At 48.8% G+C, this 20796-nt stretch carries 22 protein-coding genes and 3 tRNA genes; 8 read left to right on the forward strand and 17 right to left on the reverse strand.

The window, feature by feature from the left end; all coding sequences use genetic code 11:
- Positions 1–75 precede the first annotated feature (75 nt).
- Positions 76–1995 (reverse strand): ATP-dependent zinc metalloprotease FtsH, encoded by a 1920-nt coding sequence (gene ftsH / locus C1H71_RS04375; protein ID WP_130105479.1) that lies wholly within the window; start codon positions 1993–1995, stop codon positions 76–78.
- Between the two features lie 113 nt (positions 1996–2108).
- Positions 2109–2729 (reverse strand): 23S rRNA (uridine(2552)-2'-O)-methyltransferase RlmE, encoded by a 621-nt coding sequence (rlmE, locus tag C1H71_RS04380; protein ID WP_130105480.1) that lies wholly within the window; start codon positions 2727–2729, stop codon positions 2109–2111.
- A 37-nt stretch (positions 2730–2766) separates the two neighbouring features.
- Here rlmE and yhbY point away from each other — a divergent pair, with 37 nt between their 5' ends.
- Entirely contained in the window at positions 2767–3081 is a 315-nt protein-coding gene (gene yhbY, locus C1H71_RS04385; protein WP_099398517.1) for a ribosome assembly RNA-binding protein YhbY, read from the forward strand.
- A gap of 104 nt (positions 3082–3185) precedes the next feature.
- On the opposite strand, the gene C1H71_RS04390 is transcribed toward yhbY, so the two are convergent.
- The 5 genes from C1H71_RS04390 to C1H71_RS04410 all read right to left on the reverse strand — a co-directional run bounded on the left by C1H71_RS04390 (position 3186) and on the right by C1H71_RS04410 (position 9341).
- On the reverse strand, positions 3186–3629 hold the full coding sequence (locus tag C1H71_RS04390; RefSeq protein WP_130105481.1) for a DUF4149 domain-containing protein: 444 nt from the start codon (positions 3627–3629) through the stop codon (positions 3186–3188).
- A gap of 19 nt (positions 3630–3648) precedes the next feature.
- Positions 3649–4131 carry a transcription elongation factor GreA gene (gene greA, locus C1H71_RS04395; protein WP_130105482.1) on the reverse strand — a complete coding sequence of 161 codons (483 nt, stop codon included), beginning with the start codon at positions 4129–4131 and terminating at the stop codon, positions 3649–3651.
- Positions 4132–4256: 125 nt separating this feature from the next.
- On the reverse strand, positions 4257–7478 hold the full coding sequence (gene carB / locus C1H71_RS04400; RefSeq protein WP_130105483.1) for a carbamoyl-phosphate synthase large subunit: 3222 nt from the start codon (positions 7476–7478) through the stop codon (positions 4257–4259).
- 79 nt (positions 7479–7557) lie between these two features.
- Positions 7558–8691, reverse strand: coding sequence for a glutamine-hydrolyzing carbamoyl-phosphate synthase small subunit (gene carA, locus C1H71_RS04405; protein ID WP_130105484.1), 1134 nt, complete (start codon positions 8689–8691; stop codon positions 7558–7560).
- 167 nt (positions 8692–8858) lie between these two features.
- On the reverse strand, positions 8859–9341 hold the full coding sequence (locus C1H71_RS04410) for a glutathione peroxidase (RefSeq protein WP_308418299.1): 483 nt from the start codon (positions 9339–9341) through the stop codon (positions 8859–8861).
- 20 nt (positions 9342–9361) lie between these two features.
- On the opposite strand from C1H71_RS04410, the gene C1H71_RS04415 reads away from it, so the two are divergent.
- A complete protein-coding gene (locus C1H71_RS04415; RefSeq protein ID WP_130105485.1) occupies positions 9362–9796 on the forward strand; it encodes a DUF1841 family protein in 435 nt (144 codons plus the stop codon).
- Here the strand turns inward: C1H71_RS04415 and C1H71_RS04420 are convergent, their stop codons facing one another.
- From C1H71_RS04420 to cyaY, 3 genes are read right to left on the reverse strand one after another with little or no spacing between them, the layout of a single operon-like run.
- A complete protein-coding gene (locus C1H71_RS04420) occupies positions 9797–11227 on the reverse strand; it encodes a M48 family metalloprotease (RefSeq protein ID WP_130105486.1) in 1431 nt (476 codons plus the stop codon). It lies immediately after the preceding gene.
- A 1-nt stretch (position 11228) separates the two neighbouring features.
- Positions 11229–11636, reverse strand: a complete 408-nt coding sequence (locus tag C1H71_RS04425) for a YqaA family protein (protein ID WP_130108135.1) — start codon at positions 11634–11636, stop codon at positions 11229–11231.
- Positions 11636–11947 (reverse strand): iron donor protein CyaY, encoded by a 312-nt coding sequence (gene cyaY, locus C1H71_RS04430; protein WP_130105487.1) that lies wholly within the window; start codon positions 11945–11947, stop codon positions 11636–11638. The genes C1H71_RS04425 and cyaY overlap by 1 nt, the downstream gene beginning before the upstream one ends.
- Before the next feature lie 57 nt (positions 11948–12004).
- On the opposite strand from cyaY, the gene lptM reads away from it, so the two are divergent.
- Positions 12005–12139: an LPS translocon maturation chaperone LptM gene (gene lptM / locus C1H71_RS04435; RefSeq protein WP_262488392.1), complete on the forward strand. Its 135-nt coding sequence runs from the start codon at positions 12005–12007 to the stop codon at positions 12137–12139.
- Between the two features lie 83 nt (positions 12140–12222).
- Here lptM and C1H71_RS04440 read toward each other — a convergent pair whose 3' ends face one another.
- On the reverse strand, positions 12223–12663 hold the full coding sequence (locus tag C1H71_RS04440) for an Lrp/AsnC family transcriptional regulator (protein WP_130105488.1): 441 nt from the start codon (positions 12661–12663) through the stop codon (positions 12223–12225).
- Positions 12664–12746: 83 nt separating this feature from the next.
- Here C1H71_RS04440 and lysA point away from each other — a divergent pair, with 83 nt between their 5' ends.
- Positions 12747–14027, forward strand: coding sequence for a diaminopimelate decarboxylase (gene lysA / locus C1H71_RS04445; RefSeq protein ID WP_262488393.1), 1281 nt, complete (start codon positions 12747–12749; stop codon positions 14025–14027).
- 46 nt (positions 14028–14073) lie between these two features.
- On the opposite strand, the gene C1H71_RS04450 is transcribed toward lysA, so the two are convergent.
- The 4 genes from C1H71_RS04450 to C1H71_RS04465 form a co-directional block, all read right to left on the reverse strand.
- The gene (locus C1H71_RS04450) at positions 14074–14838 is read right to left on the reverse strand and encodes a class II glutamine amidotransferase (protein WP_130105490.1); all 765 of its coding nucleotides are present in this window, start codon (positions 14836–14838) and stop codon (positions 14074–14076) included.
- A 61-nt stretch (positions 14839–14899) separates the two neighbouring features.
- Positions 14900–15685 carry an enoyl-ACP reductase FabI gene (locus C1H71_RS04455; protein WP_130105491.1) on the reverse strand — a complete coding sequence of 262 codons (786 nt, stop codon included), beginning with the start codon at positions 15683–15685 and terminating at the stop codon, positions 14900–14902.
- A gap of 148 nt (positions 15686–15833) precedes the next feature.
- Positions 15834–16817 carry a CAF17-like 4Fe-4S cluster assembly/insertion protein YgfZ gene (gene ygfZ / locus C1H71_RS04460; protein WP_130105492.1) on the reverse strand — a complete coding sequence of 328 codons (984 nt, stop codon included), beginning with the start codon at positions 16815–16817 and terminating at the stop codon, positions 15834–15836.
- Positions 16818–17023: 206 nt separating this feature from the next.
- A complete protein-coding gene (locus C1H71_RS04465) occupies positions 17024–18199 on the reverse strand; it encodes an AsmA family protein (protein WP_130105493.1) in 1176 nt (391 codons plus the stop codon).
- Between the two features lie 75 nt (positions 18200–18274).
- Here C1H71_RS04465 and C1H71_RS04470 point away from each other — a divergent pair.
- The 4 genes from C1H71_RS04470 (at position 18275) to C1H71_RS04485 (ending at position 19164) form a co-directional block, all read left to right on the forward strand.
- Positions 18275–18350, forward strand: a tRNA-Asn gene (locus tag C1H71_RS04470).
- 44 nt (positions 18351–18394) lie between these two features.
- A tRNA-Asn gene (locus C1H71_RS04475) sits at positions 18395–18470 on the forward strand.
- 79 nt (positions 18471–18549) lie between these two features.
- A tRNA-Asn gene (locus tag C1H71_RS04480) sits at positions 18550–18625 on the forward strand.
- Between the two features lie 203 nt (positions 18626–18828).
- Positions 18829–19164 (forward strand): PaaI family thioesterase, encoded by a 336-nt coding sequence (locus C1H71_RS04485; RefSeq protein ID WP_223145984.1) that lies wholly within the window; start codon positions 18829–18831, stop codon positions 19162–19164.
- On the opposite strand, the gene C1H71_RS04490 is transcribed toward C1H71_RS04485, so the two are convergent.
- Together C1H71_RS04490 and C1H71_RS04495 are read right to left on the reverse strand one after the other, a co-directional pair.
- The gene (locus C1H71_RS04490; protein ID WP_130105494.1) at positions 19161–19952 is read right to left on the reverse strand and encodes a class I SAM-dependent methyltransferase; all 792 of its coding nucleotides are present in this window, start codon (positions 19950–19952) and stop codon (positions 19161–19163) included. The two genes, C1H71_RS04485 and C1H71_RS04490, sit on opposite strands and share 4 nt — an antisense overlap.
- Complete coding sequence (locus C1H71_RS04495) at positions 19949–20794, reverse strand: M90 family metallopeptidase (RefSeq protein WP_130105495.1); 846 nt, start codon at positions 20792–20794, stop codon at positions 19949–19951. Before C1H71_RS04495 ends, C1H71_RS04490 begins: the two co-directional genes overlap by 4 nt.
- Positions 20795–20796: the final 2 nt, after the last annotated feature.

Consider the following 20796-nt stretch of genomic DNA (forward strand, 5'->3'; position numbering starts at 1 on the left):
TTTTATCTCTTGATACCTTTAAGCAACACAAAAAAAGGCGGCCCATCAGGCCGCCATTTTATTCACAACTCAGCTTTAAGCTTCGGTTGCTGGTGTCGTAATAACTGGAGTAGCTGGTGCTTCACCACTTGGGCGATCACCACCACCGCTCGCAGGCGTTTTCACTGGCAACGCCTTTGGTGGTTTAGGAGTGCGGCCTTGCATGATGTCTTCGATTTGCTCTGCGTCAATGGTTTCCCATTCCAGCAGTGCGGCAGTCATGGCTTCAACCTTATCACGATTATCTTCCAGCAAACGGCGAGCTAAGCCATATTGCTCGTCGATAATACGGCGAATTTCAGCGTCAACCTGCATCATGGTCGCTTCAGACATGTTTTTATGCGTCGTTACCGAGCGGCCTAAAAATACTTCGCCTTCGTTCTCGCCATACACCATAGGGCCTAAAGCATCGGTCATACCGTAACGCGTCACCATATCGCGGGCTAATGAAGTAGCACGCTCAAAGTCGTTCGATGCGCCAGTAGTCATCTGATTCATAAACAATTCTTCAGCAATACGTCCACCGAATAAAATCGCAATACGATCCATCAGATAGCCACGGTCATAAGCGTAACGATCGGCTTCAGGCAGCTGCATTGTTACTCCTAGTGCGCGGCCACGAGGAATAATCGTCACTTTGTGCACCGGATCAGACTTAGGCAGTAGCTTTGCTACTACAGCATGGCCTGATTCGTGATACGCCGTATTTTGCTTTTCTTCTTCGCTCATCACCATGGAGCGACGTTCCGAGCCCATCATGATTTTATCTTTAGCCGATTCAAAATCGTCCATATCAACCAGACGCTTCACACGGCGAGCAGCAAACAACGCAGCTTCATTCACCAAATTCGCCAAATCAGCACCAGAGAAACCTGGAGTACCACGCGCGATCACCTGGGCATCAACATCGTTTGAAATCGGCACTTTGCGCATATGCACGCCAAGAATCTGCTCACGGCCACGAATATCTGGTAATGACACCATCACTTGGCGATCGAAACGACCTGGACGCAGCAGCGCAGGATCAAGCACGTCAGGGCGGTTAGTTGCTGCAATCACCATAATGCCGGAATTGCCTTCAAAACCGTCCATCTCAACCAGCATCTGATTAAGCGTTTGCTCGCGCTCATCATTACCGCCGCCCATACCAGCACCGCGTTGACGCCCCACCGCATCGATTTCATCGATAAAGATAATGCATGGTGCATTTTTCTTCGCGTTTTCAAACATATCACGAACGCGGGCAGCACCCACACCGACAAACATTTCAACGAAATCTGAACCAGAGATACTAAAGAACGGCACTTTAGCTTCACCGGCAATTGCTTTCGCCAACAACGTTTTACCAGTCCCCGGAGGGCCAACCAGCAAAATACCACGGGGCATACGGCCACCTAAGCTTTGGTATTTAGTTGGATCACGCAGGTAATCAACGATCTCTGATACATCCGCCTTGGCTTCATCGCAGCCCGCTACATCAGCAAAGGTAATCACATTGGTCGCTTCGTCTAAAAGACGCGCCTTTGATTTACCAAAGCTAAATGCACCGCCTTTACCACCGCCCTGCATCTGGCGCATAAAGAACACCCATACGCCAATCAAGAGCAGCATAGGGAACCAGTTGATGAATAAATTCATCAAGAAGCTTGGTTCTTCCTCAGCTTTAGCCGCAAATTTAACGTTATGTTTGATAAGCGTATCAACCATACGGAAATCAAACGGAGCCAGGGTAGAGAATGCACTGCCATCGTTACGCTTGCCTTTAATGATCTGGCCGCGAATCGGGTTTCCCTCTATTTCTGCGCTGGCAATTCGATCAGCCTCTACATCAGCCATAAACTGCGAATACGCCACCTGCCCGCTTGCATCTTGCTTGCGAGAAAATTGGTTAAAGACTGTCATCAGTACCAGACCAATAACGAGCCAAATGGCGATGTTCTTGCCGAGATTGTTCACGGCGCTACTCCTGATTATCCCCTGGCAGCCTACCGAGCAAGTGCAATGCACACGCTTAAACTAGACCGGCTATTCGGGATGAAAGAAAAAAATTCTACACGTTTATATACTACTCAAGCTTTTTTCTGTTTGCCGAGCAAATAAGTTTCATTGCTACGATCTCGTGAAGCCTTAGGATTACGCGTCACCACCGTCGTAAATGTTTCACGCATCGCAGTCATGTACTCGGTAAAACCATAACCTTGGAATACCTTGACCAGAAAAGAACCGTTTGGTTTCAATTGCTCACGAACAAATTCTAAGGCTAGTTCACATAGAAGCATACTGCGCGCCTGATCCATGACGGCATTCCCCGTTATATTGGGGGCCATATCGCAAATCACAAGGTCTACCTGACGACCGCCGAGTAATTCAGTGTAATGCGCTAATACTTCATCATCACGAAAATCGCCCTGAATAAAATCGACGCCACGAATCGGCATCATATCCAGTAAGTCTAGCGCAAAAACGCGGCCTGAATCACCTACATTCTGACTGGCAACTTGCGACCAGCTTCCTGGTGCAGCGCCAAGATCGGCAACCCATAGTCCTTGTTTAAGTAATTTATCTTTTTCATTGATCTCTAGCAGTTTGAAAGCCGCACGTGCGCGGTAACCCTCTTTTTTTGCTTGATGGACATAATGATCGTTGACGTGTTCCTTCAACCACGCATTACTGGAATTGCTACGAGCCATGAGGTAAAATTGCCTGTTTAGTCAAGGATTTGAAACAATGGAACTCACATCGGATCAGCGTCGCCATCTGAAAAGCTTGGCTCATCATATCGATCCAGTCGTGATGATCGGTAATAATGGCCTAGCAGACGCGGTAATCCGCGAAATTGCTGTTAATTTAGATGCACATGAACTCATTAAAATTCGAGTTTTAGGTGATGATCGTGCCCTGCGTGAAGAATACATGCAAAAGATCTGCTCTGAACTGGGCGCATCAGCCGTTCAACACATTGGTAAGTTATTAATTGTTTATCGCGCTTCAAATAGTGATAAGCCTCGAATCGTACTACCCAAGGCAAAAAAAGCCAAATAAACGGGCTTTAATGTAAATAGGGCGACTCAGGTCGCCCTAATACTTTAGCGTTTTTTTCCATCTATGCATTAAAACACATCACCCAAGCGGCACTATTTGCTCGCTTAGCGATCGGTATCAGACCAGATGTAAATTATACCAAACACACTCTGCAACAGATAAATCAAGCTAGAAAGAGTATGCCATTGCGCTAAACCCCCTCCAAACATACCTTCTGCGGCAGTGCTTACAGCGGGTTTTAAGCTAGAAATCATTGGGAAAATCGCAAACTGGTTTACCAAGGTACATAACAGCATCCCCATCACCAGCCAGAATTTTCCACTTTGAAAGCCGCGCATCCCCATCTGCCAGATACACCAAATCGCCAGATATACACCAGCTACAATTCCTACCCAACCAATCGCATGAAATAACTTTCCGGTCACCATCCCTGCTGTGGCTTTATCTAAGCCAGCAAATAGCGCAGGGGCTGCGATGACGCCAATGGTCCACATACCGCCAATCCACAGTACGGTGAGTAGGTTTTTTAAACCTAAACCTAAGCCCATTGCATTCCCTTTAGGAGTATTAAATGTATTTTACATTGAGCACTTCATATTCGCGGATGCCGCCTGGAGCCATCACTTCGGCCACATCACCGGCATACTTACCGATTAGCGCTCGTGCAATCGGGCTAGACACTGAGATTTTAAATTCTTTGATTTCAGCTTCTTCATCACCCACGATCTGGTAAGTGACTTTATTGCTGGTTTCTAAGTCTTCTAAATCAACTGTTGCCCCAAACACTACGCGGCCTTCAGCGGTTTCAGCAAGGCTAGCGGGCTCAATTAACTGTGCATTAGAAAGCTTGCTTTCTAGCTCAGCAATACGGCCTTCTACAAAGCCCTGCCTCTCTTTCGCTGCGTCATACTCAGCGTTTTCCGATAAATCACCGTGTGAGCGTGCTTCGGCAATTGCTGCAATCACTGAAGGACGTTCTACGCTCTTTAGGTTTTGCAGTTCGGCTTTCAGTTTTACCGCACCTTGTACGGTGAGCGGAATTTTTATCATTTCTTTACAGTCTCCATCCAAAAAGAAGAGCCGCCGTCACAAGAGGACGGCGGCTTTTACTTAAGTTCTAGTGCTTATGCTTCATTAAAATGAAACACGATTCACGAACCTTAGGGCGTAAATTATCAGTGTTTGATCCTGCGATGCAAGCCCTGCAGATCATAAACTCGCATTTCACCTAAATCACGCATACCAATACACGCTGCTTTAGCACCAGCAATCGTTGTAAACACGGGTAAGCGGGCCTTCATGGCTTCATGTCGAATAGAATAAGAATCTTGAATCGCTTGGCGACGTTCGTCGACAGTATTCACAATCATGGCAATTTCACCATTTTTGATCATATCCACAATATGTGGGCGGCCTTCAGTCACCTTATTGACGCTCTGTACAGCCACACCCGCCCCAGCAATGGCCGCTGCAGTGCCCTTAGTTGCAAAGACTTTAAAGCCAAGAGCCACTAGCACATGTGCACATTCAATCGCGCCGTTTTTATCACCATCACGCACCGAAATAAACACATTGCCCTGTGTAGGTAAAGCAACACCTGCGGCCAATTGTGATTTTACAAAAGCTTCGGCAAACGTGTCACCCACGCCCATCACTTCGCCGGTTGATTTCATTTCTGGTCCCAGAATTGAATCTACACCAGGGAATTTAATAAACGGGAATACCGCTTCTTTTACCGAGTAATAAGGTGGAATCACTTCCTTGGTCATGCCTTGCGAAACTAGGCTTTGGCCAGCCATGCAACGTGCGGCAATCTTAGCAATCGGCAAACTTGTGGCTTTAGAAACATAAGGCACGGTACGGGATGCACGTGGGTTGACTTCCAGCACAAACACCACCGCATCGTCACCCTTGCCCTGAATCGCAAACTGCACATTCATTAGGCCAACCACGTTCAAACCGTGGGCCATAGCAACAGTTTGGCGACGCAGCTCGTCCTGAATTTCTTTCGATAGGCTAAAGGGTGGCAAAGAGCAAGCCGAGTCACCGGAGTGCACGCCAGCTTGTTCGATGTGTTCCATAATGCCGCCGATCAACACATCGGTGCCATCGCAAATCGCATCTACATCCACTTCAATCGCATCATTTAAGAAGCGATCCAGCAGTACAGGGCTATCGTTAGAAACCTTAACGGCTTCACGCATATAGCGTTCTAGATCGGATTGCTGGTGCACGATTTCCATCGCGCGGCCACCCAATACATAAGAAGGACGAACCACCAGCGGATAGCCGATTTCAGCAGCCAGCAACAAGGCATCGCGCTCATTACGTGCAGTGCGGTTAGGCGGCTGACGCAAGCCTAAGTCTTGTAGCAGCTTTTGGAAGCGTTCACGGTCTTCCGCAGCGTCGATCATGTCTGGCGTTGTACCGATAATCGGCACGCCATTCGCTTCTAAGGCACGCGCCAGTTTCAGTGGTGTTTGGCCACCGTACTGCACGATCACGCCTTCTGGCTTTTCGATATTAACGATTTCTAGCACGTCTTCGAGCGTTAGCGGCTCAAAGTAAAGACGATCCGAAGTATCGTAATCGGTCGATACGGTTTCCGGATTGCAGTTAACCATGATGGTTTCAAAGCCATCTTCACGCAGCGCCAGCGCCGCGTGTACGCAGCAGTAGTCAAACTCAATCCCTTGGCCGATACGGTTTGGACCACCGCCAAGGATCATGATTTTGCGTTTATCAGTTGGAGCCGCTTCGCACTCTTCTTCATAAGTCGAATACATATAAGCGGTATCCGTCGAGAATTCTGCCGCGCAAGTATCCACCCGCTTATACACAGGGCGAATTTTCAACGCGTGACGGGCCTTACGTACTGCAGCTTGATCTGTTTCGAGCAAGACCGCTAAGCGACGATCAGAGAAACCTTTACGCTTAAGGCGACGCATAGTTGCGTAATCGATGCTTTCAACCGCTGTACCGCGAATCGCGTTTTCTTCTTGAACCAAGTCTTCAATCTGACGCAGGAACCATGGATCAATCTTAGTGAGCGCAAACACTTCATCTAAGCTCATGCCCACGCGGAAAGCATCGGCGACATACCAAATACGCTCAGGGCCTGGATTGGCAATCTCTGCTTCGATCACGCTGCGATCGGTTGTCATTTCATCAAAACCAGACATGCCGGTTTCTAAGCCACGCAGGGCTTTTTGCATAGACTCTTGAACAGAGCGGCCAATGGCCATCACTTCGCCAACTGACTTCATTTGTGTAGTCAGTTTATTGTTGGCTTGTGGAAATTTCTCGAAAGCAAAACGTGGAATTTTAGTTACAACGTAATCAATCGAAGGCTCAAACGAAGCCGGTGTTTTGCCGCCCGTGATTTCATTTTGCAGCTCATCCAGCGTAAAACCCACCGCCAGCTTGGCTGCCACTTTAGCAATCGGGAAACCCGTTGCTTTAGAAGCCAGCGCAGAAGAACGGCTTACGCGTGGGTTCATTTCAATGACGATCATCTCGCCATTTTCTGGATTGGTCGCAAACTGCACATTCGAGCCACCGGTATCCACACCAATCTCACGCAATACCGCCAAAGAGGCGTTACGCATGATTTGGTATTCTTTATCCGTTAGCGTTTGTGCAGGGGCAACGGTAATCGAATCACCGGTGTGCACGCCCATCGGATCGAAGTTTTCGATAGAGCAGATGATGATGCAGTTGTCGGCGCGGTCGCGAACAACTTCCATTTCATACTCTTTCCAACCTAAGACCGATTGCTCGATCAACAATTCGTTGGTTGGCGATGCTTCAAAACCACGATCACAGATTTCTAAGAACTCTTCGCGGTTATAAGCAATACCGCCACCCGAGCCACCCATAGTGAAGGATGGGCGAATCAGCGTTGGAAAACCAACCGAAGCCTGTACGGCTAGGGCTTGTTCCATATTGTGCGCAATGCCCGATTTTGGCGTGGAGAGGCCAATTTTGGTCATTGCATCTTTAAACTTGCCACGATCTTCGGCTTTATCAATCGCATCGGGCTTAGCACCGATCATCTCGACGTTATACTTTTCCAGCACACCCTGACGCCATAAATCAAGCGCACAGTTCAGTGCGGTTTGGCCGCCCATAGTAGGCAGCAGCGCATCTGGGCGCTCTTTCTCAATAATTTTTTCGACAACCTGCCAAGTAATTGGCTCGATGTACGTCACGTCCGCCATATTGGGGTCAGTCATAATGGTGGCAGGATTGCTATTCACCAAAATAACGCGGTAACCCTCTTCACGCAGCGCCTTACACGCTTGTGCACCGGAATAGTCGAACTCACACGCCTGACCGATCACAATCGGGCCAGCACCAATGATTAAGATGCTTTTTAAATCTGTACGTTTTGGCATTGCTCTTCCCTCAAACTGCTTACGCTTAATTTGCGCGAATTTTATCGAATACGACCAGCCTGCGGCTGGTCGCACATCATTAAGCTGGCTTACGCTCAGCCATCAGTGCGATAAATTTATCGAACAAATACGCCACGTCATTCGGCCCTGGGCTTGCTTCTGGGTGGCCTTGGAAAGAAAACGCTGGTTTGTCGGTGAGTGCGATCCCTTGCACTGTGCCGTCAAACAAGGAGCGATGAGTTACTTTCACATTGGTAGGCAAGCTGGTTTCGTCTACTTGAAAACCGTGATTCTGGCTGGTGATCATCACATGTTTGCTGGCCAAATCTTGCACCGGATGATTGGCACCGTGATGACCAAACTTCATCTTGCTGGTTTTAGCACCGCTGGCAAGGCCCAAGAGCTGATGCCCCAGACAGATACCAAATACAGGCACATCAGTTGCTAAGATGGCTTGAATCGCCTTAATCGCATAATCACAAGGCTCAGGATCGCCAGGGCCATTGGATAAAAACACGCCATCAGGTTTCAGTGCCAGTACATCTGCAGCCGGTGTTTGCGCAGGCACGACGGTGAGCTTGCAACCGCGCTCAGCCAGCATGCGCAGAATGTTGTACTTCACACCGTAATCGTAAGCCACGACATGAAATTTTGGATTAGTTTGCTCGGAGTAACCCGCGCCCAGCTTCCATTCGCGCTTTGTCCATGCAAATGATTCTTTGCACGTGACGACCTTGGCAAGATCTTGCCCAGCCATGGAGCCAAACGATTTAGCTTTTTCTACGGCAGCGGCTGCATCAATATTATCACCAGTAACGATACAACCTGGCTGAGCGCCTTTGCTGCGCAAAATACGAGTGAGCTTACGCGTATCAATATCTGCAATCGCCACAACATTATTCTTAACGAGGTACTCGCCAAGGCTCATATCAGCGCGGAAATTAGAATGTAATAGTGGTAAATCACGGATGATCAGGCCAGCGGCAAACACGGAATGCGACTCTACGTCTTCCGGGCTTACGCCGTAATTACCGATATGAGGATAGGTCAAAGTGATCATTTGCTTGGTATACGAAGGGTCTGTCAGGATTTCCTGATAACCGGTCATCGCCGTATTGAACACGACCTCACCAATGGTTGTGCCATCGGTTCCGATGGAAATACCATGAAAGAGGGTGCCGTCGGCAAGCGCAAGAAGGGCTGGTTTTGACACAGGCGGCTCCTGGGCGTTGCGCCCACAAGATTGAGTTCGGATATTTCTGAGGATGGCAAAACGGGATAGCTTCCGCTATCCCGCCCGCACAAAATTGAGCCACATTCTACCGCAAAAACCCTTATCTATCAATGTGAAGCCAAATTCATTACGAATAGATTGCAGGCTTACAGCAGCTTTTCAATCTCGGCGCTCAGATCTTCCGGTTTTGTCATCGGGGCAAAGCGATCGACCACCTTACCTTGCTTGTCTAGTAAAAATTTACTGAAATTCCATTTAACCGCCTCAATACCCAATAAACCTGGCTTCTCTCCCTTCAACCACGTAAAGAGCGGTGCAGCGTTTTCGCCGTTCACATCCACCTTGGCAAACAGCGGAAAACTCACGTTAAATTTAGTCGTACAAAAATCCAAAATTTCCGCCTCATTCCCCGGCTCCTGCGCACCAAACTGATTGCATGGAAAGCCCAGCACCACCAAGCCACGATCTTTATACCGCTCATAGAGCGCTTGTAAGCCCTCGTATTGCGGCGTAAAGCCGCATTGACTAGCCACATTCACCACCAAAACCACCGAACCGGCGTACTGAGCCAAATCAACCGTTTCCCCTGCTATGCCTTGCACGCTAAAATCACCGATATTGCTCATCATTTATCCTTAGTAGAGAAAATATGCTATTTAACCCGTCCCGCGATGAAGCCCGCCGCTTTTTTATTCAAGCTTGGCAAAAGCATCAGGCCAATGCACCACTGGCCGGCATCGAAAAAATAATCGCGGGCATTTTGCTACATCACCCAGAATACCAGCCCATTTTAGCTGAAGAATATTTAGATAAAGACTGGCCACCAGAATATGGTGAAACCAATCCTTTTTTACATATCAGCATGCATCTGGCAATTGAAGAGCAAATCTCAATCGATCAGCCTGCTGGGGTAAAAGCCTTGTACCAGCAGCTTTGTGAACGATTATCCCTAGAGCACACCGCCCTGCACGCCATGATGGATGGCTTGGGTGAAATGATGTGGCAAGCCCAAAGAAACAACACCCCACCCGATCCAGAAGTTTATCTAGAGATTTTGCGTTTTAAGGTGAGGCAGTTGAAATAGCTATTTGCTCAAAGGCATTTGTAGTTGCTTAAGCTCTTTCAAACGCGCCTCCACGGCTGACAGCAGGTAAAAATCATTATTGCCGGTGTTTTGTGCCTGCTGTAATTGCTCGATAGCGGCAGTGTATTCACCAAGGCGGCTGTAATACTCAGCTTGCGCTTGGTGTTGCCTGATGACATCACCACGCGCGCCTTGGATTTTAGAGATGCGTTGATATAGATAAGCATCTGAAGGGTAAAGCTCGATCGCGTATTGCGTACTAGCCAATGCATCGGCCAGTTGATTATTAGCAATCAGCGCATCAATTTCGCCGTAAACCAGTGCTCTGCTGGCGGGGAAGCGTTTACTGCCATCTTTAAATATTTGCAGCGCCTCCGTTGGGCGCTTTTGCGAAAGGCGGATGCTGCCAGCCAGATACTCTAATGAAGCATGCGTTTTACCTAGGGCTTGCTTTGCTTTTTGTAAAGTAGCCCATGCCTCTTCGGCATCAAATGCCGCCAACTGCGCTTGGGCAAGGCCATATAAATGGGCGGGCAGATGAGTATATTTTTTTTCACTCAGTGTTTTGCGGTAGTAATTCAGTGCATCCTGCTCATCCATCTGTAAAAAGCGTGCTTTTTCCCGCGCAAATAAAAAGTCTAAAGAGTCTTTTACCTGCTGATAAGGCTTATCTTTAAGCCGCGACTGCGCATCGCTAATCCGCTTGTAGCTAACAGGGTGAGTACGCAAAAATTCTGGCGCATTACCCTCGCCTAAGCGAGTGCTTTTTTGCATGCGCTCAAAAAACATCGGCATCGCCGCCTGATCAAAACCGGCTTTTTGCAAAGTTTGCATACCAATTCGATCCGCCTCTTGCTCAAATTGATAGGTGTAATCCAGTTGACGCTGAATCATATAAGCTTGACTACCCATCAAGCTGGCCATCGCCACATCACCGCTGCCTTTGCTGGCCGCCACGATGGCTAAACCAATTGCAGCCAAGGTCATCCAAGGTGCCATTTTTTGCCCTTCTAATAATCGGGCAAAGTGATGCTGGGTAACGTGGGCAATTTCGTGTGATAGCACTGAGGCTAATTCAGATTCATGCTGCGCCAACACAATCAAGCCGGTATGCACTCCCACCAAGCCGCCTGGGATAGCAAAGGCATTGATAGAGCGATCCAGCATGGGAAAGAACACAAACGAGGTTTCGGTTTCACCGCTGGCGTCTTGCAAACGCCCACCTAATTGCCTGAGATAAGCCACCAGTTCAGGATCTTCGCTCATCGCACCGCTGCGCCTTAACTCGCGCATAGCCGATTCGCCAATTTGCCGTTCTTGTAGCGGGCTTAGGTTTTCTTGCGAAGATTCGCCCAAATTGGGTAGATCTGCTTGCACAGGAGCAGCCATTAAACTGATGGCCAACATTAAACCGATTAATCGTCGTGACAAATCATGCTCCTATTGAATTTGCAGCAAAGGCAAGTAATAGATAGCGTGCAGCTTTACCCAATAACATCCACAACACTACCTGCCGCCAAGGCCAGCGCAGCCAACCTGCTACAGCGCAGAGCACATCCCCAACGATAGGCAGCCAAGTCAGCAATAAACTCACTGGGCCAATCCGCTGGGCCCAGGCCACAGCTCGGCCCTGTGGCGCCTTGGGTAATCGACGTCCCATCCACACCGTAAGCAGGCCTCCCAAGGTATTGCCGACGGTCACGACCAACAGCGCAGGCAGCACACCTTGGGCATTAAAGTGCAGGTACGCCAGCAAGGCCGCCTCAGAATTACCAGGCAATAGCGTGGCGGAAAGAAAGGCCGAAGCAAACAGCCCAGCCAGCCATGCAGGTTCAAACATCAAAAGCTAAATTCTTCTTTTGCGTGTGCGCTAATGGCAGTACTTAGATCAGCAAAAAACTCGCCGGCCTCACGGGTGCTTTGCCAAACGCCATCCACCAAGCGGTAGTGATAGCCACCAGAACGCGCCGCAATCCATAACTCTTGGTTAGCGCTATGACGGTTGACGATGATTTTACTACGGTCTGCAAACTCAATTTCTAATACATTGCCAGACAGCAGTGTGTCGACATCTAAATCGCTGTTATCCAGTGCGGCTTCAATTTTGGCAAATACACTATCGCTAAGATCAAGAAACTCTGATTCGGTCATTCGAAAATCCTCTGTTAGAATCGCAATTCTGCCACTTAACTCACTTCGCGACACCAAATGATGCGTGCACTACTCATATTACTGCTGACTTCCCTCGCCCTCGCCGCCTGCGGCTTTAAAGGCGGCCTTTACTTACCGAAGTCCAACAGCACGGCCAGCGCACCCGTCGCCTCTGCTGTGTCGGGGCAGTAAACCTCCCAAAGCCAAATCTTGAATCACAGAGAAAATCAAAGTGATATTTACTCAGTGGCTCAAGATGAGGGCTTAAACCATTATCACGGCACTGAAATCGTTTTCCCCACCACATGCGTGGTTAATACGATGGCGGTAGAGGTGGAGCCAAAGGCGTTCAGCCTATTGATAATGCGCTGCAAGTGCTCTACATCGGTGGCCAGCACCCGCATCACTGCGCCGTCTTCGCCCGTTACGGTATAGCAATCAATAATTTCTGGGCAATCTGCCGCAAACTGCTCGTAAGGCCTACCCTGCTGGGTAGAAAGCCGGATCATCGCCGTAATCTGATAGCCCAGCGCCCGTGGGTTAATATCGGCCCGATAGCCACGAATCACATTATTACTCTCCAATCTTTTAATCCGCTCCGATACCGCAGGTTGGCTTAGATGCACCTGCCGGCCAATTTCTGCGTGCGATATCCTTGCGTCTTGCTGCAAAAGTTGCAGGATTTTCTGGTCAAAAGAGTCAATTTTAGGATTCATAGGTATTTATCGCTTATTTCAAGGTAATCCAAGGGCTACTCGGCAATATACCGATGATTTGCCCTTCATAACAAGGCAATCACTTGCTAAATTATCAGCAATCTCACCCACACACTCGCCAGAGTCACGCCATGATTGCTAACAGCCAGATTGCCCAGATTGCCGAACAATTTTCCACCCCCTGCTGGGCCTATGATGCCAAAGTCATCCGCGCACAAATCGCCCGTCTGCGCCAATTTGATGTGATTCGCTTTGCGCAAAAAGCCTCCAGCAATGTGCATTTATTAAGACTGATGCGTGAGGAAGGCGTGCTGGTGGATTCGGTTTCAGTTGGTGAAGTAGAGCGTGCACTGGTGGCGGGCTACGTGCCAGATGATGCAGCCCAGCACGCACCGATTGTTTTTACTGCAGATTTGCTAGATAAAACCGCGCTGCAACGCGTGGTTGAGCTCAATATCCCAGTGAACTGTGGCTCACCACAGATGCTGCAGCAGCTGGGTGAAGCTCATCCAGGGCATCCAGTCTGGCTACGAATCAACCCAGGCTTTGGACACGGCCATAGCCGTAAAACCAATACCGGTGGCGAGCAAAGTAAGCATGGCATCTGGTTTGAACACCTCGCGCAAAGCTTAGCCATTATCGATCAGTACAGCCTAAAGCTAATTGGCTTGCATATGCATATTGGCTCCGGCGTGGATTACGATCACCTGCAAAGCGTGTGCGATGCGATGATTGCCCAAGTAAAAAGCTGCGCTCACGATTTATCGGCCATTTCTATTGGCGGCGGCTTGTCTATCCCTTATCAAGATGGCGAGGATGTAGTCGACACCGATCATTATTTTCAGATTTGGAATAGCGCACGCCAGGAAATTGAAGCCTTTTTAGGGCATAAAATCAGCATGGAGATCGAGCCTGGCCGCTTTCTAATGGCGCAATCGGGCTGCTTAATTTCTGAGTTACGTGCGCAAAAACAAGTGGGGAATAACTTCTTTGCACTGGTCGACGCGGGTTTTAATGATCTGGCCCGCCCCGCCATGTATGGTAGCTATCACCGTATCAGCACTTATGCACCGGATGGCACCCCCCGCAGCTCTGCCCCCCACCCTACCGTTGTGGCTGGGCCGCTATGTGAATCAGGCGATGTATTTACCCAGATTGAGGGCGGCGAAGTGACCAGCCAGAACTTACCCAGTTGCGAAATTGGCGATCTGTTTGTGTTTCACGATACCGGAGCCTACGGTGCCAGCATGTCGTCCAACTACAATTCCCGCCCCTTAATCCCTGAAGTATTGGTCGATGGCGAGACCATCACCCAAATACGCCGCCGTCAAACGGTACAAGAATTAATTGCACTAGAACTGTAAGCAAACTACACCAAGCTGAGGGCAAGCGTTTTGCCCTTAGCTTCTTTTAAGCGCTTGGCATGCCATCCACAAAGCATAGCAATTCTCCCGGTGCCATTTTGATCCATGTTTCATTATCAGTGAGTGGCTGGGTGGCAATCACCGCAACCCTATCATTTTTGCTGGTGACTTCAGAAAAATCGATGCTGACATCGGTATCATTTAAGTGTGCAAGCGTGAAAGGCGCTTGCCTAATCAGATAGTGCAAATCGGTACTACAGTGGGCAAACAGAGCGCTGCCATTAGAAAGTAAGAAATTAAACGTGCCTAGAGCCATCAAGACCTGCGCCAGCTCAGCCAATGCTTGTTTTAATACCGCCAAGGGTGGGCAGCTCACAAAGCGTTGGGCTAGCTCAGATAAAATCCAGCAAAATGCATGCTCGCTATCGGTGCTTCCTACAGGTAGAAAACGACTACTTGTTAAGCTTGGCGGCTCTGGTAAATTACCATTATGTGCAAATATCCAATAACGCCCCCATAGCTCACGCCGAAACGGATGGGTATTGGCAAGGCTAACCTGCCCCTGCGTGGCTTTACGAATATGCGCAATCACATTGGTCGATTTGAGGGGATAAGCACGCACAAACTCTGCAATCGGTGAGCTAACCGATGGCAGATAATCCAAAAACATGCGACAACCATCCCCTTCAAAAAAAGCGATGCCCCAGCCATCAGAATGTTGATCGGTCAAACCACCACGCTGGCGAAACCCTTCAAACGAAAACACAATATCGGTAGGCACATTACAATTCATACCGAGTAATTGGCACATACGTATTCCTTTTACAAAAAAAAACGCCCACTTATGGGCGTTTTTCGATGATTAGTACCACTTATTCACCGCTTGAGCCCGCACCATGGCTAAAGCCACAATCGACCATCACAACTTCACCCGTCATGCCTGAGGACAGCGAAGATAACAAGAAGGCGGTTACATTGCCGACTTCTTCTTGCGTGACATTACGCTTCATCGGAGTGCCCTCGGCCGCTTTTTTCAGCAGCGTACCAAAGTTGGCAATCCCAGCAGCGGCTAGCGTTTTGATCGGGCCTGCAGAAACGGCATTCACACGAATCGCGCGATCTGGGCCTAATGCTGCAGCCATATAACGTACATTGGCTTCTAATGATGCTTTTGCCAAGCCCATTACATTGTAACTAGGGATAGCACGTTCAGCGCCCAGATAAGTCATGGTCACGAGCGAAGCACCATCGCTCAGCATTGGGCGCGCGGCCTTAGCTAAAGCAGCAAAGCTGTAAGAGCTGATGTCATGCGCAATATGGAAAGATTCACGCGTGACCGCATCCAGATAATCGCCCTTCAAGGCTTCGCGTGGGGCAAAACCAATCGAGTGAACCAAGCCATCAATTGCGTCCCAATGCTTAGCAAGCTCTACGAATAAATCAGTAATCTGCTCATCACTGGCTACATCACAGGGCAGTACCAAATCGGTATCAAAGTCTTTTGCCAGATCAACTACACGCTGACGCAAGTTTTCACTTACATAAGTGAAGGCCAGCGTAGCACCTTCACGTTTAGCTGCCTGAGCAATGCCGTAGGCAATAGAGCGGTCTGACAATAGACCGGTAATCAAGATTTTTTTGCCGGCGAGAAAGCCCATACAAACACCTTTAATATGTAATTAAGACACAGGGGGCGGATTATAGACGAAACCGCATCAATGTACGCCAATGAAGCAAATCAATTACTTGCATCACTGGCGATAAAAGTAAGATAAGCGCTGCAAACCTGCGCAAAAAGGCGCTATTTCACGCTAATGCATAGGGTAAATCAAGGATTTCAAGCGCAGGGCCATCCACTGCAGCAAGGTGTAAACCATGCTCTAAGCTAGCAATTTGTGCCACCACCAGCACTTCCCACCGGCCTTGACCCGCCTTTGCAGCCAACATTAGCTTACCACTTGCTTGGCCATTCATTTCACTACTAAATACATCTTGCCCAGCTTCAGCGTGATCTACTGCAAGGCTAGCACGATACATGCGGCGCTTTAATTTACCCAAATATTGGGTGCGCGCCACAATTTCTTGCCCTGGATAGCAGCCTTTGGTAAAACTCACACCGCCGATTAGCTCCATATTAGCCATCTGCGCAACAAAGGCTTCCTGTGTTGCCGTGGTAACCCAAGGAGCGCCTGCGCGAATATCGCTTAAACGCCATAGTGATTCATCGGCTGGCAAAATTCCCGCTGCCAACAACTGCTGCCAAAGCGCTAGGGCGGCATCGTGGGCAATCGCTAATTGATAGCGCTGGCCAGGCAAAGCAATCACCGTGCATTGCTCGCTATGCACACTGCTAAAATCACTCTCAGGCAATGCGCCTACAACACTGGCTAATTTTGCTGCAGCCAAAGGGCCTGCCACGCCCAGTAAAAATAACTCACCACTGGCGTCTCTGGCCTTGGTTTTGGAGCGCATCACAAACATGCTTAAACGCTTTTGGATGGCGGCTTGCAACTCTGCGACCACTTGCAGGCAATAATCATCCCCACGGCGAAACACTAAAAAGCTCGCCAACATCCGGCCCTTAGGCGTGGAATAGCTAGAGTACTGAGCCGCATTTTCCCTTAAGGCACGCACATCGCTAGAAAGCTGCCCTTGCAAAAAGGGTTGAGTTTCTTCACCACTAAACGCAATCACGCCAAACGCATCCAGCGGGCTCATCACAGCGCCTTGCTCTAAATCGGCGAGAGCCGCATCGAGTGGTGTATGCGCCAAAAGATCAGTCCAAGCCATGATATGCCCCGCCGTATGCTAGAAAAACCGCCATTATATAGAACATTGGTAGGCAGCACGGCATGCATCAGGCGGGGCAAGAGTGGAGAAATGACCAAAACGCATGGCTGTGGCATTCCTCCTTGGGATAGCACACCGGCACGGCATGCGGTGCTGCTACTCTGCTGTGGGTCTTGCTGCATCTCCGGAGCTAAGCGCTGGGCGGCTTAAATCCCCCCGATACGAATATGGTTAGAAATCGCTAAAACGCCACTTTGCAAACGCGCTGAAACACCGCCTTCTAACCGCCCTGCCTTAGCAATACTGACAGCACCCTGCGCACTAAATTTACCTGCATCTAGGGCTAAGTTTTTGAGCTGTAATGTACTGTCTTTAAACACCATTTTACCTTTAAGCGTATCAAAACGTGTTTGCCCACCCCGCCCAGATGCTGGGCTACCAGACCTTAATTGCGTAATTAAATCAAGATTATGCAGAGCACCATCACGCAATAAGAAATCGACATCCACCATAGGGTAAGCAAACAGTTTTAAATAATCTTTAGCATGATAATTAAACACCCCCTCCCCATCCATACGCCCAGAAACAAAGGTTGTTGTGCTAAATACTTTGCTAAATGGCTCGGTATGTACCCCCTTTACACTGACCTGCCCCGCCAGCACCCAATCATCGTCCCAAGTGAGCAGGGCCTTGCCACGTAATACGCCGCCATAAGATTCACCACGGATATCATCGATCAACAAGCCAGTAGATGATCCTTCACCGCTCATATATAGCTTTTCAAACACCACGGGATAACCTAAAGGAATCTCCCAGCTTGTGGCTTGCATTATCAGCCGAATATTTTCCCCGCTTGGCTGGATATGCACCTCAATATGACCTTGCTTATCGGCCAATTGCAAATCAGCAAACGCCCCATTAGCAGCAAACTTCATCAGCCCATCAATCGGGCCTAATTCATTTTGATCCCATACCACGCTGGATTTAGTGAGCAGCACATCGCCCAGCGTAATACGCCCTTGCTCTAAAGCTGCAAAGCGTTTCGGCAAAGAAAAAGCAAAGGACGGAGACAATCTCACCCCATCAACTTCAACATTTTTCAAACTTTTTCCGTAATGAAACAAATTAAAAACACTTAAAGGCACACGAATTTTTTCAATAGAGCCAGCCCCACCATCTATTTTTACGCCATTTAGGCTAAAAACAGGCAGTGGTTGATAGGCAAATTCGATGTTTTCTAGCTGAACTTGCGCCTGTAGTAGTGCAGAAAGGCGTGTTTCTAGCTGCGGTTTATAGCTATTTAAGGGAATAAGCAAAGGTAAGCTAATAATTAAAACAAACAAAAAAAGCAAACAAATCAACATCATTCTTATCTTTTTCATATTACCATCTCGAATATATTACGCATTGTGTTGACAGAAAGAACTTCGGATTCTACTATACGGGCCTTCATCGATTCCCTGATAGCTCAGTTGGTAGAGCGACGGACTGTTAATCCGCAGGTCCCTGGTTCGAGTCCAGGTCGGGGAGCCAAGCTATTTTACGATAGTAAGCTCCGATGAGGTAGAGTAGTTTATTCCCTGATAGCTCAGTTGGTAGAGCGACGGACTGTTAATCCGCAGGTCCCTGGTTCGAGTCCAGGTCGGGGAGCCAAAATTCAAAGTGCTGTTGAAAGACAGCACTTATTACTGAGTCATATTTTAGTTACTCAGTAAACAATACCAAGTTTTATTCCCTGATAGCTCAGTTGGTAGAGCGACGGACTGTTAATCCGCAGGTCCCTGGTTCGAGTCCAGGTCGGGGAGCCAGTTAAAAAAACCACAGCCTAGGCTGTGGTTTTTTTGCACCCATGTTCCGCTAACAGTGATACTTTGAGCTTTCCTTATCTTCAAGTACCACTCTTAATTTATGCATCCAAAAGAATTCACCGGACTGCAATTACTGCAAGCCATGGCCGATAGCAAGCTTCCTGCTTCTTCCATCACACAAACCATTCCATGAAAGCAAAAGCATGGAGTGCACCAACGAAGGCTCGGTACGCTTTACAGCACAGGCCGATGAGCGACGTTTGAATCCTATGTGTGACGTACACGGTGGCTTTGCCGCCATGGTGCTAGATTCAGTCACCGCCTGCGCCGTACACAGCATGCTAGAAGCAGGGGCAAGCTACGCCACTGTCGATTTAAATGTGAAAATGGTAAAAGCAATTCCTAAAAACACCGAGCTACTGGCAGAGGTTAAGGTTTTGCATATTTCCAAGAGCATCGGTGTTTCAGAAGGATCAATCAAATCAGCCGATAGCACCCTGTTAGCGCATGCCACAGCCACCTGCGTGATTCGATGCTAGCGGCTCAATGGCAAATAGCCATCAAAACGCGTACTTTCTCCACCCAATACAAAATCAGCCTTTACCCCTGCCATAAGGGGGGCAATGCGAGGACGTTTAACAATCACGCGTTTTTTAGCAATTTTCCTTGCGGGTAGCAGCAAATCATTCGCATCTGGGTCGTCGCCAATCACGGTTTGAAACGCGGCCATTTCTTTTTTAGATTTGGCGCGTTTTGTTGGGTCTGGAAACATCGGGTCTAAAAACACTACGTCAAATTCAGGCACGGTAGCAGGTGGATTAAATAAATAGTTAAACGCCTGCCCCGCCAGTAGTTTAGCCAGCTCTTGATGGCCATCACCAAACACTAAACGCATTCGGCCCACGATCTTGCCAATGGTGGTATCGGCCTGAGCGCGGCGTAAGCCATCTAGTAATAGGGCCACGGCCACAGGTGAGCGCTCAATCAGCGTGACTTCACAGCCTAAAGATGCCAAAACAAAAGCATCCCGGCCAAGACCTGCCGTAGCATCGAGAACTCTTGGCACGTACTCGCCTTTAATTCCTACCGCTTTGGCCACCGGCTGGCCACGGCCTCCGCCAAATTGCCGACGGTGCGCCGCCGCTCCGCCAACAAAATCGACCGCAACCGTGCCTTTCTCGCCGATCGTGACTAGCTCTAGTCGCTCATTTTGCCAGCAAAGATAATGGGCAGCGTCACAAGGCAACTCACTCCAAAGCGGCAGTCCTAAGGCGGCTATTTGCTCACATATTTCAGGGCTAGCACCCGCTTGCAATAGGCCTATCATGCCCAGCCTCCCATCATAAACACGGGTCTGTATTGATACTGCGGCCTACGTGCAGCTGGGTCTTGGCGATAAAATAAATTGAGTTGTTGGTACACGTCAGGATAACTCTCAAGCAATAAATGGGGGGCGGCGAAAAACGTTTCGCTGCACACAGCCAGACATTCTGCCGGATTTTCTGCAGCATAGAGATCAATTGTGCTTTCTTCCCCCATTTGAGCCCGCCTACTTAACTGTAAATAAGCGCGAGAAAACACTTTTTTCCAGCGAGCATAGCTCATGCCCTGGTGCAAAGGCGGGCAGCCATTAGCGCTACCGGAGCGCATATCCAACTTATGCGCCATTTCATGAATCACCACATTACTACTTGGATGATAGGGCGCTTCAATCACGTCTTGCATCGATAGCAATACCGAGCCTTTATGCCGCGCTTGCCCCGATAACACCCGCATTTCCTGATGCACAAGGCCAATCGAATCTGTATATAGATCTCGGCTGATAAAGCGCCCAGGATAGAGCACCACTTCTTGCCAATCATCATAGGCATCAAAGCCTAGATTCATCACCGGCAAGGCGGCTTGCACCGCGATCAGCAAACGCAGCTCATCGTTAATCTCCAGCCCATGCACGGGTGTAATGGTTTTTGTATGTAAAAACCACGCGGCATGATCCCTGAGCTGCGCAAGCTCGGCCGTGCTTAAGCCGCGCAATAATGGCAGTGCCAGCATGTTTTGCCATAAAGCGTCTTTAATCGGCTGCCTAGATAAATACTGCCGCCTGCGGCGCTGGCGCAAAAAATCAAACATAGGCGAATTCCAGCGGAAGATATCAATAGAGATGGGCATGC

The sequence above is a fragment of the Iodobacter fluviatilis genome, assembly GCF_004194535.1.
Taxonomy (GTDB): domain Bacteria; phylum Pseudomonadota; class Gammaproteobacteria; order Burkholderiales; family Chitinibacteraceae; genus Iodobacter; species Iodobacter fluviatilis_A.